Raw genomic sequence first — 14,889 nt, 5'->3', positions numbered from 1 at the left:
TGCTCAGCGTCCAAGCATAGTTAAGGCTGCATCATTCTGCTTTTCTCGTTGTGGCCTATCTGTTGCTCCAAAGCCTGTTCCAATGCCTGCTCCAGTTCGACCATCGCCCGGTCCATGGCCTTGGTGCAATTGACGACTGCTTCAGGGGGGAGCACGTCATGACAGGCGTTTTCCAGCGCCTCGCAGCTGTCGATCAATCGGCAAGCCTGGACGATTCGCGCAGCACCCTTGATTTTGTGGGCCACCTCGATGAAAGCCTGCCGATCTTCCGTGGGGGACAACGCCAGCAACTCTTGCCGATCCAGACGGTTGCTGTTCAGCAGTTCGGACAACAGGCGCCGGTCCAGTGTCGGGCTGCCACCCGTCAGCAGATGCAGCCCTTCAAGACTGAAGGCCGGGGCGCGGACCGTTGGCGCAACGCCTTCAACCCACTGACTCAAGGCTGTCAGGCTCAGGGGTTTGAACAGGCAGTCGTCCATTCCGGCTTGTCTGCAGCGTTGTATTTCTTCCGGTTGTGCGTTGGCGGTGAAGCCCAAAACGGTACAAGGCCGGCTCTGCGTTTGCTGTTCATGTTGGCGAATGGAGCGAGCCAGTTCGTATCCATCCATGATCGGCATGTTGCAATCGACGATCACCAGATCGAACACGTTGTCCTTCCAGGCCTTCAACCCCGCTTCGCCATCCGGTGCGGCGCTGTAGCGATGCCCCAGGAACTCCAGTTGCTGACACATGAGCAAGCGATTGGCGGGATGGTCGTCGACCACCAGGACGTTCAGCACAGCCGAGGTCGGGTGAAGGGGCGGTTCAGCGGTTTTCGACACCCGCTCGGCTGGCAGTGTTGCAAGGTTCAGCGAGATCCTGACCTGAGTGCCGATTCCAGCCTGGCTGCTCAACTGCAGGTTGCCGCCCATCATCTCGCACAGATTGCGGCTGATCACCAGACCAAGCCCCGCGCCGCCTCTGGCTGCCTGCGCGGAATGATCGGCCTGGGCGAAAGGCTCGAACAAACGCCGTTGGTCCTGTTCGCTGATCCCGACCCCGCTGTCCTGAACCTGTAACTGCAACAGCACCCGGCCGGTTTCGTCGGTCGGATGCAGTTCGACCACAATCCGGACCTGACCCTGTTCGGTAAATTTGATGGCGTTGCTGACGAGGTTGGACAGCACCTGCTTGAAGCGCATTGGGTCCAGCAGGACATCGGAGGGTGGTTCTGCCGGGTTGAAGTCCAGCCGCAGGCGCAGATTTTTCTGGCGGGCCAGTCCGTCGAAAATCCGCACCACCGACGCCACGGTTTCTCTCAGGTTGACGCGTTCCGGGCTCAGGCTCAGGCGACCGGATTCAATTCGCGCAATATCAAGAATGTCCCCGATCAGGTTCAGCAGGTCTTTCGCCGAGTGGTAGGCCACGTCAATGGCCGGGCGATCCGGGTGGCTGTGATCGATACGCTTGAGGGTCAGTTCGAGCATGCCGATGATGGCATTCATCGGCGTGCGGATTTCATGGCTCATGGTCGCCAGAAAGGTGCTTTTGGCACGGTTGGCTTCATCCGCACGCTCTTTCGCGGCACGCAGGTCGTCGAACAGTTGTCGGCGTTCGCTGATGTCGATCCAGCCGCCAATGATGCCTTGTACTTCACCGCTGGAGTCCCGGTAGGGAAGTATCCAGTGATAAATCGTCAGTGTGCGGCCACCGATATGCAATGGCCGGTCGAGAATCAGCGGAGTTCCTTCGGCCACGACGCGTTGGTAATCCGCCTGGTATTCCTGGGCTTCAAATGAGTTGCTCAAGCTGCCCTGCATGACGTTTTTACCAATCACGTCTTCGCGTTTGGCGCAGAAGACCTCCAGGTAACTGTCGTTACAGCTTTGCAGCAAGCCCTGGCGATCGCGCACGTAGATGGGATGAGGCGTGCCGTTGACCAGCGATCCCATGAACTCGAGTTGGTCGTTCAGGGCGAGCTCGGCGGCCAGGCGCTGATTGATCTGGCGGCGCATGTAAGCGTTCCAGGTCATGGACATCAGCAGCAGCACGCCGACACCCAGAACGATCTGATAGAACACTCGGTGATAGTTGCGCCAGGTACTTTGCGAAGCAGACGAGTAGCCTCGCCAGCGGCTGTTGATAATGCCCAGCTCTTCCGGCGCGATGCTCAGCAGGGCCTTGTCGAGGATCGAACCCAGCTCTTTGGCGTCACGCCCGGTCGCCAGGGAGAACGCGGCTTGCCGGGTACCGATGGTGGTGCTGATTTGAAGTGCGTGCTCAAAGATTCGCGATGAGATGAAATAGTTGGCAATCACCAAAGAGCTCACCGTCCCTTGCGCCTGACCCTCGGCGAGCAATTCCACGGCGCTGAAGGTGTCCGGCGTTTCGATCAGATGGATTCGCGGGAACTCGCGGCGCAGGTAGTCCGCCATAGGATTGCCTTGGGCGATGGCCAGGCGCTTGTCCGTGAGTTGCGTCAGATTTGACGGGCTGTCGGCAGCTTTGCGAGTGAGCAGTACAACGGAGTTTTCCAGATAAGGACGGCTGAAGTTCAGCATCGCTTCACGTTGGGTGCTGGGGAGCAGGGCGGCAATCAGGTCGGCCTGATGGCTGTTGACCTGCTCGATCATCTCGTCATCGTTACGGCTGCGATGGATCTCGAAGCGCAAACCGGTGCGCAATCTGATCAGCTCGAGCAAGTCGGCGGATACGCCCCGGAAGTTACCGTCGCTGTCGAAAAAGGTCAGTGGGGCCAACGCTTCGTTGACCACGACCCGCACGACGGGATGTTGCGCCAGCCAGCGTTGTTCACGGTCGGTGAGTTGCAGTTTCTGATCGGTGAGAAGAATGTCACTGCCCGCACTCCAGCGTTTGGCGATGTTTTCTCGCTCGCTGCCAGGTGTCGCTTTGAGGATGGCGTTGATGATCCCGAGCAGAGCCGGGTTGCCCTTGTGTACGGCGAAGCTGAAACCGTGGGCCTCGTGTTTACCGAAGTTGGCCATGCGGATGTTGTTCAGATACCCCTTGTTGATGATGTAATGGGTTGAAATGGTGTCGCCCAGAAAAACATCGGCCTGGTCGAAAGCCACCGCATTGATTGCATTCTGGTAGGAGGGGTAGGAAGTGATGATGGCTTTCGGGTACAGGGCTTTGACTTCGTCCAGCGGCAAGTAGTGATAAACCATGCTCAGGCGCAGTCCGGCGAGCCCGTCGCTCAGGGATCTGGTTTCGCCTTCCCGTGTCACCAGAACCGGTTGATCCACGGCATAGGGCAAGGACAGCACGATGTCCGCATTGCGGGCTTCAAAACCATTGGCGCTGCCGAGCATGTCGACCTCGCCTTTTTCCAGGGCTTTGATCGCGTCTCCCCGGGAAACGTAGCGCTGGACCTTGACTGGCAGGCCGGTGGCCTTGCCCAGGATGCCCGCGTAATCAGCAGTGAAACCTTCGTAGTCGCGGCCGCTGATGGTCAGGTCGAAAGGAGGGTAGTCAGGGGCAGAGGTGCCCAGAATCAGTTCACGCTTATTGTTAAGCCATTGTTGTTGCGATTTATCCAGTTGGACTTCCATGTGTCCGGTCATTGAGCGACTGAGCAGAGTGTACTGCTCGCTCGCCGTCGGTGCCGCGTGCGCTGAGGTGCTCAGACATAAACCCGCGACCAGCGGTATCAGATAATCCATTAAACGACTGGGCATCCTGTTTCTCACACTAACGCGTTGCGTTTTGCCATATCAATGAGTTCAACGAGTGATTTGGCCTTGAGTTTTTGCATGAGGCGTTTTTTGTAAGTGCTGACAGTCTTGTTGCTCAGGAACATGCCCTTGGCAATTTCCTTGTTAGTGCGGCCTTGGGCAAAAAGTTGCAATACCATCAGCTCTCGGTCATTGACTGACTTGAACAGTTCAAGGTCGGAATATCGCTCATCGTCAGCACGGACAGGATTCAAGGCCTGGCTGGGGAAATAGTTGTAACCTGATAGTACCGCTTTAATTGCGCTCACCAGTTCACTAAGGTCTTCCTGTTTGCATACATACCCGGACGCGCCGGATTGCATGCAGCGAATACCGAAAAGTGTCGGGCACTGGGCTGTTAAAACCAGCGTTTTCAGGGGGGTACTCATTGCGTTGAAGCGGGAGAGAACTTCCAGCCCATCCAGTTTGGGGATGCTGATGTCAAGAATGACCAGGTCTGGCATGCATTCACGAACCATCTGCATGGCATCGACCCCATTATCAGTTTCGCCGACGACTTTGTAACCCTCATGTTCGAGCAACATTCGGACGGCAAGACGGATGACAGGGTGATCGTCGACAATAAAAACGGAGTTCATAATCAAATCCCATACGCGCTCAAATAAAGCGCGCACCTTAGCTCAGATAGTTGAGGGGGGGATCAACTGACAGGCCTGTAGTGGCAATATAAGATAAATCCTACAATCGAAGAAGAATCGGACTACGGATCAACTAGGTTTTGCATGAGGATCAGTCAAGGTGTTGTATGTGCGTTTGGTGGGTCGGACAGATTGATTTGAAATGGATTAGATTGTTGTTTAAATGTTTTTTAGTGTGTCTTTGTTTGGGAACGTTTTTACAGTGAAATCAAGGTCAATAAGTTTCTAAGGTCTGATTGTTTCAGGGGTTTTATCAAATAGCCCAACAAGGGCAGCCCGTGTTCGACGGCTATTCTTTCAAGAGCGTCCAGTTCAATGGATGTCAGACTACTCAGCACAATGGCCTGTCTGATCATTCCCATTTGGCTGGTTGGCCCTGAGCTGGAAGGGGTGGTCTTCCACCAGCAAGATGCGCCAATCGTGTTCAGACATGGGTTTTTTCATGCTTCATCTGTCGAGCAGAGGGCGCGTGATTATTTCGCGATCGGACCGTTCATTCGATCAGTCGGCTCTGTACTGGGCGTAGGGCGATTCTGCTGACGCGCGGATTGAAACGAGAAATGGGCAGAACGTCGATCAGCCGGTCAGGAGGCCCTGACGCGGCTGAACGATGCACGGTTATCCGTGGCTTGAGCGACCGGTCATTTCCAGTGCCATTTGACTGGCATAGCTGTCGGTCATGCCGGCGATGAAGTCGATCATTCTCAGGAACGAGGTGTGTAAAGGACCATGAGGATCGGGCGCATTGTTGCCTAGCAGGTCGAGGATGCGCCGGCTCTTGAAGGACGGTGTTCGACCGTTGTGTTGTTCCAGTGCTGCGCCACAGAATGCGTTGAGGAGGATTTCGAGGGTGGTATAAGCGCCGATTTCGTGCAGCGTCTTGCGCTTGTCCTGGAAGATCTTTTTGCGCGCCATGTCTTTGGCATTCAAGACGCAGCGCTTGGCCGGACCATGCATGTGCTCCACCAGATCGCCGGGCAGCGTGCCGGCCAGCAGCGAGTCCTGTTGCTCGACGAAGGCCCGGGCGGCGGCATTGGTCAGGTGCTCGATGGCCTTGCCCCGCAGGATCGCCAGTTTACGCCGACGCGAATCCAGTGGGCCCAGTTGGCGATAGGTTTCCGGGAGATCATCACCCACCAGGTCGAGCAGCAAAGACTCGACTTCGGCGTACTCCAGCAGGTCCATTTCCAGGCCATCTTCCAGATCGATCAGCGCGTAACAGATATCGTCCGCAGCCTCCATCAGGTACACCAGTGGATGGCGTGCCCAGCGCTGTTCCTCCAATTGCGGCAAGCCGAGCTTAAGGGCGATCTGCTCCAGCAACGGCAGTTCGCTCTGATAGCAGCCGAACTTGTGCTTTTTGTAGCCCAATGAATCGGCGTGCTTTGCCGTCCACGGGTATTTCAGATAAGTGCCCAGCGTGGCGTAGGTCAGCCGGGTGCCGCCGTCGAATTGATGGTATTCGAGCTGGGTGAGCACCCGGAAGCCTTGGGCGTTGCCTTCGAAGTTCAGGAAGTCATTGCGTTCGACGTCGCTCATGGCGTCCAGCCAGCCACGGCCGGCGGCCTGCTGGAACCAGTGACGGATCGCGTCCTCGCCGGAATGCCCGAAGGGTGGATTGCCGATGTCATGGGCCAGGCAAGCCGATTGCACCACCATCCCCAGGTCGCTCGGTTCGCACCAGTCGGGCAAGGCGCTGCGAATGGTCTCACCGACGCGCATGCCCAGCGATCGACCCACACAGCTGACTTCCAGCGAGTGGGTCAGGCGTGTGTGGATGTGATCGTTGCTGGTGACCGGGTGGACCTGAGTCTTGCGCCCGAGGCGGCGAAAGGCACCCGAGAAGATGATGCGATCGTGGTCTTTGTGAAAAGGGCTGCGGCCGAGTTCTTCCGGGCTGTGCAGAGGCTTTCCGAGGCGTTCGCGGGTAAGCAGGGTTTGCCAATCCAAGGCTGGACTCTCCGTCAGGTGACTGAGCCTCTAGCTTCCGGGTTCGTGCCTGCGCCTGCAAGCGGTACTAGAGCCCGGCGGCGTCGATGTCGATGAGCAGCAGTCGCTCGCCGTTGTCGAAAAATTGCCCGGCGGTGAGGCAATACTGATTGCTGGTGGCATCGCGGTAGGTCGTGGACAGTGTCAGGCGCCGCTCTTCCCAGCCCTCGGCCAGCAACTGATAGAAATAGGGTCGCCACGACCAGTTATGACCCAGGTAGCGGTTATCTGCCTCCCAGCCGTTGTTGCGCCATTCCAGATTGGGCGTCAACTGGGTGCCGTGACGGTCGCATTGATAGAAGCGCAATAGCCATGGAAACGCCTGCAGCTGTGGCAAGGCGTTCAGCGGCGCACGGGCCAGGGCCCAGGCTTGCAGGATCGCCATCAATTCGCAGAGTTGCTGGCGCATGATCATCAGTCGACCGCGTTCGCCCAGTTTCTGCTGAACATAACGCTGGCGCAGTTGCGCGAAACGTTCGACAAAGGCGTCGGTGGCGAAGAAGTCCTCCTGCGCCCGGGCAAAGAGAAATCCTTGTACGTAACGCGAGCCGCACTCCAGGGCGAAATTGAGCTGATCTTCGGTTTCCACTCCTTCGGCAATGATCCAGCACCCGGTTTTCTCGGCCATTTGCGCCAGGGCTTTCACCACGTCGCTGCTGGGGCCGCCCAATGCCGCGGCCTGGAACAGTCGCATATCGAGCTTGAGAATGTCCGGTTGCAGGGCCAGCACGCGATCAAGTTGCGAGTAACCGGCACCAAAATCATCGATGGCGATCCGTGCCCCGGCGTGTCGATAGCGTGCCACGACGTCGGCCAGGCGCTGGATGTCGCCCCCCAGTTCGGTGATCTCGAAGACGATGCGTTGCGGATCAACGTTGTGTCGGCTCAATTGCTTGAGGCTCGGTAGAGCCTGGTCCGGCCGTAAGCGGTTGATCCAGCGCGGTGATATGTTCAGGCTCAGAAACCAGTCCGATGGCGCTTCATGCAAACGGCTCAGCGCGTTATCGCGGATCTGCCGGTCAAGGCGGCGAAGGGCGATGGCGGGTGTTCGCGGGTCGGCGAACAACGGCCCCACCGAAGCCAGTTGACCGTCGGCCTGTCGCAGTCGACCCAGCGCTTCCACACCCGCGATACGGCCTGTGGCGGTATCGATAAATGGCTGAAAGCAGGCGAGCGGTTGCCCGTCGATCACGAGGCCTCCTTAGTAAGGTCTTGTTTTTGGATTGAGCTGTTCGCCGGGTAGGCACACAGGATTGAACCTCTCGATAAAGAGGTTAATCCCGGTGGTGTTGCAAGAATGCAGCCAGATAGTGGCTATTCAGTCTTTGCGCGAAGAACCCTGCATGACCAATTTGATCAGGGGGCCCAGCGTTGTGCCGAGGCGAACCAGCCGGGTCAGGCTGCCGGTACCGCCGTTCTTGGCACCTTTACCGGTCAGAAAACCGAGCAGCGTCACGGCGGCCATGCCCCAGAGCGGGGCGTGCTTGATGCCGAAGCCATCGTGCAGGTTTTTCGTCATCCCGCGTACCCGCTGCAGGGGTTGCAGCAATTGCGCGGATTCGTGACGGATTTCCTGGCGATGCATTTCCATGCGCAGGCGTATCAGCGCCTTGCGCATTTCGGTGCGCGAGCTGTTATGGGGCAATTCAGGCAGGCTCATGGCAGCAGGCGCTCCCTATCGTTGGCCAATTCTTCCAGGGTGCCGTGGAAGGGTGAGGACTCATCGAAAATCGCTGCTTTCAGGCGCATGGCGCAGAAAACTGCAGCCAGGGTGTAGAACACACAGAGTCCGATGATCGCTGGCAGACGGTAGGTGTCCCAGAACAGAATCAGCACCAGCGTCGACAAGCCCACCAGCAACAGCAACGCAAAGACCAGCGCCAGGCCTGCAAACAGCAGCAGGCTTACGGTGCGCGCTTTCTGTTCCTGCAACTCGATGCCGAACAGTTCGACATGGCTGTGCAACAGTCCAAGAAAAGCGGCACCCAGGCGCCGCGATGAAGAGCTTGTGCCCGTCGCGGACGAGCTGGATTCACCGATAGACATATCAGCGCCGAGTGGCCAGCAGGCCAATCAGAAAACCGACACCCGCCGCGATCCCGACCGATTGCCATGGATTGGTCTGCACGTAATCTTCGGCAGCGGTAACGGCAGCCTGGCCGCGTTCGCGCAGGGAGTCTTCGGTCAGCTTCAACGTTTCGCGGGCACGCAGCAGGCTGTCGTGGATCTGGGCGCGCAGCTCATCGGCCTGATCGCCAGCCAGGGTTGCGGTGTGTTCCAGCAACCGCTCGGTGTCGTTGACCAGAGTCTGAAAGTCGTTCATCAGGATATCTTGAGCAGTCTTTGCTTTGATGCGGGCCATTGGTGATCTCCGTAATTGGCTTCTGAAGCGTTCGAGTATGAGCGTTATGTGAAGGTTCAGTACAAATGACTGGTACAACTTTTGCTATGTCATGGTGCATCAGCCCGCGCCGTTGCGCTGTTGCCGGGCATGATTTCAGGAAAACCCTGATTCAAACAATTAAAACTCGCGTCTAGGTTTCAGCCTTGTGCGCCAAAGCGGTTCATGGGGATCAATGCCTTGATCCTGCGAGCCGCAACTTGGTGCACAAATTCCCTGCGCGAACCGCTTTGGTGCCTTTTAGCCTTCAGGTCTGCCAACCCATGGAAAATCTGCAAAGCGCTGTGGACAGTCTGGTCCATAGCTCCAATACGTTGTTCATTCTTATCGGTGCGGTCATGGTTCTGGCCATGCACGCCGGTTTTGCCTTTCTTGAAGTCGGCACGGTTCGACAAAAGAATCAGGTCAACGCCTTGTCGAAGATCCTCAGCGACTTCGCCATTTCGACCCTGGCCTACTTCTTTATAGGCTATTGGATTTCCTACGGGGTCACCTTCATGCAACCAGCGGCGGTGATCAATGCGGATCATGGCTACGGGCTGGTTAAGTTTTTCTTTCTGCTGACCTTCGCGGCGGCGATTCCGGCGATCATTTCCGGAGGCATTGCCGAGCGCGCCAGATTCGTTCCGCAGTTGTGTGCGACGGCGCTGATCGTGGCGTTCATCTACCCGTTCTTTGAAGGCATGATCTGGAACGGCAACTTCGGGCTGCAAGCCTGGTTGCTGGAACAATTTGGCGCCAGCTTCCATGACTTCGCGGGCTCGGTCGTGGTCCACGCCATGGGCGGATGGCTGGCCCTCGCGGCGGTGTTGTTGCTCGGCCCCAGGCAAGGGCGTTATCGCGAAGGGCGGCTGGTGGCGTTCGCACCGTCGAGCATTCCTTTCCTGGCATTGGGTTCGTGGATCCTGATCGTCGGTTGGTTTGGCTTCAACGTCATGAGTGCCCAAACGCTGCAAGGCGTCAGCGGATTGGTCGCGGTGAACTCGCTGATGGCCATGGTCGGCGGCACCGTGGCGGCACTGATCGTCGGACGCAACGACCCGGGGTTTCTGCATAACGGTCCACTGGCCGGGTTGGTGGCGATCTGCGCAGGTTCCGACCTGATGCACCCGGTGGGCGCGCTGGTCACCGGTGTGATCGCCGGGACCCTGTTCGTCTGGTGCTTCACCGCGGCTCAAGTCAAATGGCGCATCGACGATGTGCTGGGTGTCTGGCCGTTGCATGGTTTGTGTGGTGTCTGGGGAGGACTCGCCTGCGGCATCTTCGGTCAGAGTGCATTGGGTGGTCTGGGTGGGGTGAGCCTGATCAGCCAGTTGATCGGCACCTCGTTGGGTGTGATCGTCGCGTTGCTCGGTGGTTTTGTGGTGTACGGCGGGATCAAGGCGTTGCATGGTCTGCGCCTGAGCCAGGAAGAGGAGTATTACGGTGCGGACTTGTCGGTGCACAAGATCGGCGCCGTGAGCCAGGACTGATTCACTTTTCTTCATCGTCGCTCCCGGGATAAAAACCGTGCAGCAGACGATAACGATCATGCCGTATCTGGTCGGCCCGCTCCTGTACCTGATGCGCGGGTAAACCCAGCATGATCAGGGCGTGGGAGGCGAGCATCAGGCTCGATTCCAACAGCTCGGGCACGACTTCGCTGGCGCCGGCCGCTTTCAACTCGGTCAGTTGGCTGTCGTCTCGAGTGCGCACCAGGATCGGAATCTTCGAGTTCAATCGGCGCGCTTCCTGGAGAATCAAGAGCGCGATGTCGGTCTGGTCCACGGCAATCACCAGCAGCCTGGCCCGCGCCAGCCCTACCGCGAGCAGCAATTCACCGCGCCGCGAGTCGCCGTAATGCACACAGGTTTCATCCACGGCAGCTTCCTGGACACGCACCGGATCGGTGTCCAGCGCAAGGTAAGGTTGGCGCGCGTTGCGCAACGCGCGGCCGATCGACTGACCCACGCGACCGTAGCCACAAATCACAACGTGGTTGTGCAAGTCGGCGTTAAGCGCGCTGATTTCTGCCAGTTTTGCTTCTTCGTTGGGCTTGCGATGCAGGCGTGTCGCAATGTGGGGGGCGGCGCGCAGCAACAACGGTGTCACCAGCATCGAGCAGAATGTCGCGGCCAGCAGAAGACCTCCGAAGTCGGCGGGCATCAGTTTGTTTTGCTGCATCTGCGCCATCAAGGCAAAGCAGAACTCGCCACCCTGAGCCAATGCAAGGCCGCTGCGCCAGGCGGTTTCGCCGTCGCTGCCGCGCCATTTGACCAGCAGCGCGACCACTGTGCCCTTGATGAGCAGTAACCCAAGCGTCAGGCCGAGAACCATAAGGCCGTGGCTGACAAACAGCTGCAAGTCGATCAGCATGCCGATGCTGACGAAAAACAACCCGAGCAAGATGTCGCGGAACGGCCGGATGTCCGCCTCGATCTGGTGCCGATAGTGGCTTTCCCCCAGCAGCATGCCGGCGAGAAATGCACCCAGGGCAGGGGAGAGACCGAGCAGGTGAGTCAGCCACGCGGTCAGCAAAACGATGACCAGCGCCAGCAGCACGAACAGCTCCGGGGAGCGGGCGGCGGCAACTTCATGGAACAGGCGGGGCAACAACCATCGACTGGCCAGCAACAAACCACCGAACAGCACCAAGGTCTTGCCCAGCGTCAACGGCAATGCCCAATACCAGGCTTGATCGCTGTTGCCGGCGAACACCGGCACCAGGGTCAGCAACAGCACCGCCACCACATCCTGGAACAGTAACACGGCGATGGCATTCTGGCCGTGACTGCTGAATATCTCGCCGAGGCTGCTCAGCTCCTTGCTGACTATGGCCGTAGAAGACAGCGACAGACCGGCACCGAGTAACAACGCGGGCGTCGTCGGCATGCCGAACAGCATCAGCAATGCCCCCATCAAAATCCCGGACACCAACACTTGCAGGCTACCAAGGCCGAACACCACCCGACGCAGCTCGATCATCTTCGACAGGGAAAACTCCAGCCCAAGGGAGAACAGCAGAAACACCACGCCCAACTCGGCCAGGTCTGGCAACTCTTCGCTTTCATTCACCCAGTTGAACGCCGTCGGCCCGATCATCAGCCCTACGCACAGGTAGCCCAGCACCGGAGGCAAACGCAGGCGCTGGAACAATGCAATCACCACCAGGGAGGAGGCGAGAATGATCAAGAGGTTGGCGAACACGAAAAACTCCGGTGAGGGGCTGGCTACTCAAGCGTAGAAGTAAAAAAAACCTGAGCATCACGTAATTGGCCGCTGGAGCGACTGATATGCGTCAGGGTTTTACCGCCGCCCATTGCGATTTGTGCTCAAGGGCAGAAAATTCACTGGCTCGACGGCTTTTCGGAGCAAGCCTAGAATAGGTTCTTAATTTTTTAGGTTGAGCGCTCATGCTTCCTGAATGTCAGTTGTTCGGCACCCTTGGGTGCCACCTCTGTGAAGTGGCCGAAGCCATGCTGATGGAGTTTGTCGAACGTGGTCTGCTGGTGGAGCTGGTAGATATCGCTGAAGATGAAACATGGTTCGAAGCTTACAGCCTGCGTATCCCGGTGCTACGGCGGGTCGATACCGGCGCTGAACTGGGCTGGCCATTCAATGCCGACGAGGTGGTGGCGTTCCTGCGTTAAGCGGTTTTGTGGTTGGCGATGTCCCGTTTGTCGAACTTTGCGAATGATCCCCTTGGCTTAACCGATGCTCTTCGGATACTGTATGCGCATACAGTTATTCGTAATATTGCCGTTCGCCCCTGGTTTTCAGGTTCGAGCAGGCAGTATCGGGCGTGAGAGGGGAAGATCGTGGTCAATGTCGAACAATTGAAAAACAGCGTGAACCGGATGTCGGTTGATGTTGTGCGCGAGGCGGTCCTCGAATTGCGTCTGGATGGTCTGGTCACGGAAGGAAAAACACCCTTCAACAAACTGCACTTCAACACCTGCTTTGCCGAAATCGAAGCGTTGTTCCAGCGCGCGGGTTATCACCGCCAGCTCGATGTCGTGGGTTATCAGGGCTTGTTGTACGCGCTTTATGATCCAGGCCGCTGGGAAGCGGTCGATGTGCTGCGCTGGCTCAAGGAGTTCACCGAAGCGGCGGCGCGCAAGCAGATGCCGGCGTGAGGATTCTCTTCTAGGTTCGTTCCGGCCACTGTTGGATAATGCTGGCCTGTATTGAGGGTCAGAGCGTTTGTATGTCCACTTCATCTTTTTCTGCTTCGCACAACCAGGCCAGCACGCTCTATTTGCCGCCGGGTCCGTGGCAGACCGTGCTCGATTGCCTGTGCGACCACTTCAGCGCTATTGGTCGTGAACAATGGCTGGACAGGATTGCTCGTGGTCGCGTGCTTGACGGGCACGGTCAACCGATCGCTCTGGATCTGCGTTACAAGGAAGGCCTGCGGATTCATTACTTTCGTGAGGTGCCGGACGAAAAACCGATCCCGGTGGTCGAGTCGATCCTGTATGCCGACGAGCATCTGGTGGTGGCGGACAAGCCGCATTTTCTGCCAGTGACGCCTGCCGGGGAATACGTGGAGCAGACGTTGTTGCGGCGGCTGATCCGTCGCCTGGATAACCCGAATCTTGTGCCTTTGCATCGCATTGACCGGCACACGGCGGGACTGGTGTTGTTCTCAGCGAATCCTGAGAGTCGCTCGGCTTACCAGTCATTGTTTCCTACACGGAATATCGAAAAACGCTACGAAGCAATCGCCCGCGCATTGCCTGAACTCACCTTTCCACTGGTTCATAAAAGTCGGCTGGTCGATGGCGAGCCATTCTTTCGCATGCAGGAAGGTCCGGGTACCAGCAACACCGAGACGGCAGTTGAGGTTCGTGAGAAAAACGGCGATCTCTGGCGTTATGGACTTTATCCAGTGACCGGCAAGAAACATCAGTTGCGGGTGCACATGACTGCTTTGGGCGCCAGTATCTGCAACGACCCGTTCTACCCGCAGGTGCTCAAGGATGTCGAGGACGACTATGCCAATCCCTTGAAGCTGCTGGCTCAGGGTTTGCGGTTTGTCGACCCGATCACAGGTCAACCACGTGAATTCGAGAGCACCATCACCCTGCAATGGTGATCACAGTGCTTCAGGCACGAAAAAGCCCGCATCAAGCGGGCTTTTCTGTATCCGGTGGTGCCGTAACGATTACAACTCTTTAACGGTACGAACCTGATCCTTGTTGATGCGGGTGTGTTTGCCATCAAGCTGTTCGAACTCGTAGAAACCCGATTCGTCATCGTATTTTGGCGCGTCGACGGCCTGGATTTCGCGACCGTCATTCAAGGTGATCACTGTAGGCGATGCGCAACCGGCGAGGGTTGCAAGGCCCAGTGCGAGCATGAGAGTGGCGAGGGTCCGTTGAGTCATGAGTGTGTCTCCGAATATGAATTCTTTTGGTTACTGAGCTTGAGACGTATGCAACGCGCGCAAGTTCCTTCTCGTGTCAGTCTGACACAGTGTTGTGTGCACTTAACAGCTCCGGCGTGTTGAGGTTGGCCAGGCGAGGATCGTTATCGGGACATTGCAGGGCGGTAGCGCCCAATTTGCGCATGAGGCGTCCCGGACTGCGTTCGCCCTCATTCCAGGCTCTTTCAAACGCTGCCGAAAGCGCCACCGGGATGATGCACAGCAACGGCTCCCAGTGTTCGTTATGGCGCAGCATCAGCGGTTTGTCCGGATGCTGGCGGGCGGTTTCGCGCATGCTCTGGAGCAGGGCCGCATCGATGCGCGGCACATCGCACGGCAACACCAGCAGACAGGCGTGGCGGGCGGCCCTGAGGCCGGCGCGAATACCGGCCAAGGGTCCCGGGAAGTCGCCTTCATCGTCATGGACCAACTGGTCGGCAAAAGGCGCATATTTTTCCAGGTTCCTGTTGCAGGAGATGATCAGATCATCACTCAGCGCGCGGGTCTTGCGATGCAGGTGCGCGATCAGTGGCTCGCCATGCCATTCCAGCAAACCCTTGTCCTGGCCGCCCATGCGTTGGCCTCGACCACCGGCCAGGAGCAGAATGGAGCAGGGCGGCAAATGTGTACTCAAGGTCATGGCACGTCTCCATGGGGGCGGCGAAAAAACGGAGCGCTGTGATATAACACCGGGCTGTTTATCCTACAACTGGACGAGCC

The 14,889-nt window shown here is 57.8% G+C and carries 14 protein-coding genes and 1 pseudogene; 4 read left to right on the top strand and 11 right to left on the bottom strand.

Annotated features, from left to right (window positions below):
* Positions 1-20: 20 nt before the first annotated feature.
* From AB4N91_RS17630 to AB4N91_RS17595, 8 genes and pseudogenes are all read right to left on the bottom strand, one after another.
* Positions 21-3,677: a transporter substrate-binding domain-containing protein gene (locus AB4N91_RS17630; protein ID WP_154913317.1), complete on the bottom strand. Its 3,657-nt coding sequence runs from the start codon at positions 3,675-3,677 to the stop codon at positions 21-23.
* Positions 3,678-3,685: 8 nt separating this feature from the next.
* Positions 3,686-4,312 carry a response regulator transcription factor gene (locus AB4N91_RS17625; protein WP_010461270.1) on the bottom strand — a complete coding sequence of 209 codons (627 nt, stop codon included), beginning with the start codon at positions 4,310-4,312 and terminating at the stop codon, positions 3,686-3,688.
* A gap of 257 nt (positions 4,313-4,569) precedes the next feature.
* A pseudogene (locus AB4N91_RS17620) lies at positions 4,570-4,804 on the bottom strand (hypothetical protein).
* A 186-nt stretch (positions 4,805-4,990) separates the two neighbouring features.
* On the bottom strand, positions 4,991-6,322 hold the full coding sequence (locus AB4N91_RS17615; RefSeq protein ID WP_010461269.1) for a deoxyguanosinetriphosphate triphosphohydrolase: 1,332 nt from the start codon (positions 6,320-6,322) through the stop codon (positions 4,991-4,993).
* A 67-nt stretch (positions 6,323-6,389) separates the two neighbouring features.
* On the bottom strand, positions 6,390-7,553 hold the full coding sequence (locus AB4N91_RS17610) for an EAL domain-containing protein (protein ID WP_145308630.1): 1,164 nt from the start codon (positions 7,551-7,553) through the stop codon (positions 6,390-6,392).
* Positions 7,554-7,679: 126 nt separating this feature from the next.
* Positions 7,680-8,021: a hypothetical protein gene (locus AB4N91_RS17605; protein WP_010461265.1), complete on the bottom strand. Its 342-nt coding sequence runs from the start codon at positions 8,019-8,021 to the stop codon at positions 7,680-7,682.
* Positions 8,018-8,407, bottom strand: coding sequence for a phage holin family protein (locus tag AB4N91_RS17600; protein ID WP_042932237.1), 390 nt, complete (start codon positions 8,405-8,407; stop codon positions 8,018-8,020). Before AB4N91_RS17600 ends, AB4N91_RS17605 begins: the two co-directional genes overlap by 4 nt.
* 1 nt (position 8,408) lies before the next feature.
* Positions 8,409-8,723 (bottom strand): ElaB/YgaM/YqjD family protein, encoded by a 315-nt coding sequence (locus AB4N91_RS17595; RefSeq protein WP_010461262.1) that lies wholly within the window; start codon positions 8,721-8,723, stop codon positions 8,409-8,411.
* A 302-nt stretch (positions 8,724-9,025) separates the two neighbouring features.
* Here AB4N91_RS17595 and AB4N91_RS17590 point away from each other — a divergent pair, with 302 nt between their 5' ends.
* Entirely contained in the window at positions 9,026-10,234 is a 1,209-nt protein-coding gene (locus AB4N91_RS17590) for an ammonium transporter (protein WP_010461260.1), read from the top strand.
* 1 nt (position 10,235) lies between these two features.
* Here AB4N91_RS17590 and AB4N91_RS17585 read toward each other — a convergent pair whose 3' ends face one another.
* Complete coding sequence (locus AB4N91_RS17585; RefSeq protein WP_010461257.1) at positions 10,236-11,948, bottom strand: cation:proton antiporter; 1,713 nt, start codon at positions 11,946-11,948, stop codon at positions 10,236-10,238.
* Between the two features lie 206 nt (positions 11,949-12,154).
* On the opposite strand from AB4N91_RS17585, the gene AB4N91_RS17580 reads away from it, so the two are divergent.
* From AB4N91_RS17580 to AB4N91_RS17570, 3 genes are all read left to right on the top strand, one after another.
* Entirely contained in the window at positions 12,155-12,391 is a 237-nt protein-coding gene (locus tag AB4N91_RS17580) for a glutaredoxin family protein (protein ID WP_010461255.1), read from the top strand.
* Between the two features lie 168 nt (positions 12,392-12,559).
* A complete protein-coding gene (locus tag AB4N91_RS17575) occupies positions 12,560-12,877 on the top strand; it encodes a transcriptional regulator (RefSeq protein ID WP_010461253.1) in 318 nt (105 codons plus the stop codon).
* A 71-nt stretch (positions 12,878-12,948) separates the two neighbouring features.
* Complete coding sequence (locus AB4N91_RS17570; protein ID WP_077747908.1) at positions 12,949-13,839, top strand: pseudouridine synthase; 891 nt, start codon at positions 12,949-12,951, stop codon at positions 13,837-13,839.
* 69 nt (positions 13,840-13,908) lie between these two features.
* Here the strand turns inward: AB4N91_RS17570 and AB4N91_RS17565 are convergent, their stop codons facing one another.
* On the bottom strand, positions 13,909-14,130 hold the full coding sequence (locus AB4N91_RS17565; RefSeq protein ID WP_010461249.1) for a YgdI/YgdR family lipoprotein: 222 nt from the start codon (positions 14,128-14,130) through the stop codon (positions 13,909-13,911).
* Between the two features lie 76 nt (positions 14,131-14,206).
* A complete protein-coding gene (gene mobA, locus AB4N91_RS17560) occupies positions 14,207-14,809 on the bottom strand; it encodes a molybdenum cofactor guanylyltransferase MobA (RefSeq protein WP_010461248.1) in 603 nt (200 codons plus the stop codon).
* Positions 14,810-14,889 lie beyond the last annotated feature (80 nt).

The organism is Pseudomonas sp. H3_D04 (assembly GCF_054669175.1).
This window is presented reverse-complemented; position numbering and strand designations above follow the sequence as displayed.

What these genes read in the sequence shown, in the direction of transcription:
- AB4N91_RS17630 (WP_154913317.1), bottom strand. Translation starts at nt 3,677, where the DNA reads ATGCCCAGTCGTTTAATGGATTATCTGATACCGCTGGTCGCGGGTTTA.
- AB4N91_RS17570 (WP_077747908.1), top strand. Translation starts at nt 12,949, where the DNA reads ATGTCCACTTCATCTTTTTCTGCTTCGCACAACCAGGCCAGCACGCTC.
- mobA (WP_010461248.1), bottom strand. Translation starts at nt 14,809, where the DNA reads ATGACCTTGAGTACACATTTGCCGCCCTGCTCCATTCTGCTCCTGGCC.
- AB4N91_RS17565 (WP_010461249.1), bottom strand. Translation starts at nt 14,130, where the DNA reads ATGACTCAACGGACCCTCGCCACTCTCATGCTCGCACTGGGCCTTGCA.
- AB4N91_RS17605 (WP_010461265.1), bottom strand. Translation starts at nt 8,021, where the DNA reads ATGAGCCTGCCTGAATTGCCCCATAACAGCTCGCGCACCGAAATGCGC.
- AB4N91_RS17625 (WP_010461270.1), bottom strand. Translation starts at nt 4,312, where the DNA reads ATGAACTCCGTTTTTATTGTCGACGATCACCCTGTCATCCGTCTTGCC.
- AB4N91_RS17595 (WP_010461262.1), bottom strand. Translation starts at nt 8,723, where the DNA reads ATGGCCCGCATCAAAGCAAAGACTGCTCAAGATATCCTGATGAACGAC.
- AB4N91_RS17600 (WP_042932237.1), bottom strand. Translation starts at nt 8,407, where the DNA reads ATGTCTATCGGTGAATCCAGCTCGTCCGCGACGGGCACAAGCTCTTCA.
- AB4N91_RS17580 (WP_010461255.1), top strand. Translation starts at nt 12,155, where the DNA reads ATGCTTCCTGAATGTCAGTTGTTCGGCACCCTTGGGTGCCACCTCTGT.
- AB4N91_RS17590 (WP_010461260.1), top strand. Translation starts at nt 9,026, where the DNA reads ATGGAAAATCTGCAAAGCGCTGTGGACAGTCTGGTCCATAGCTCCAAT.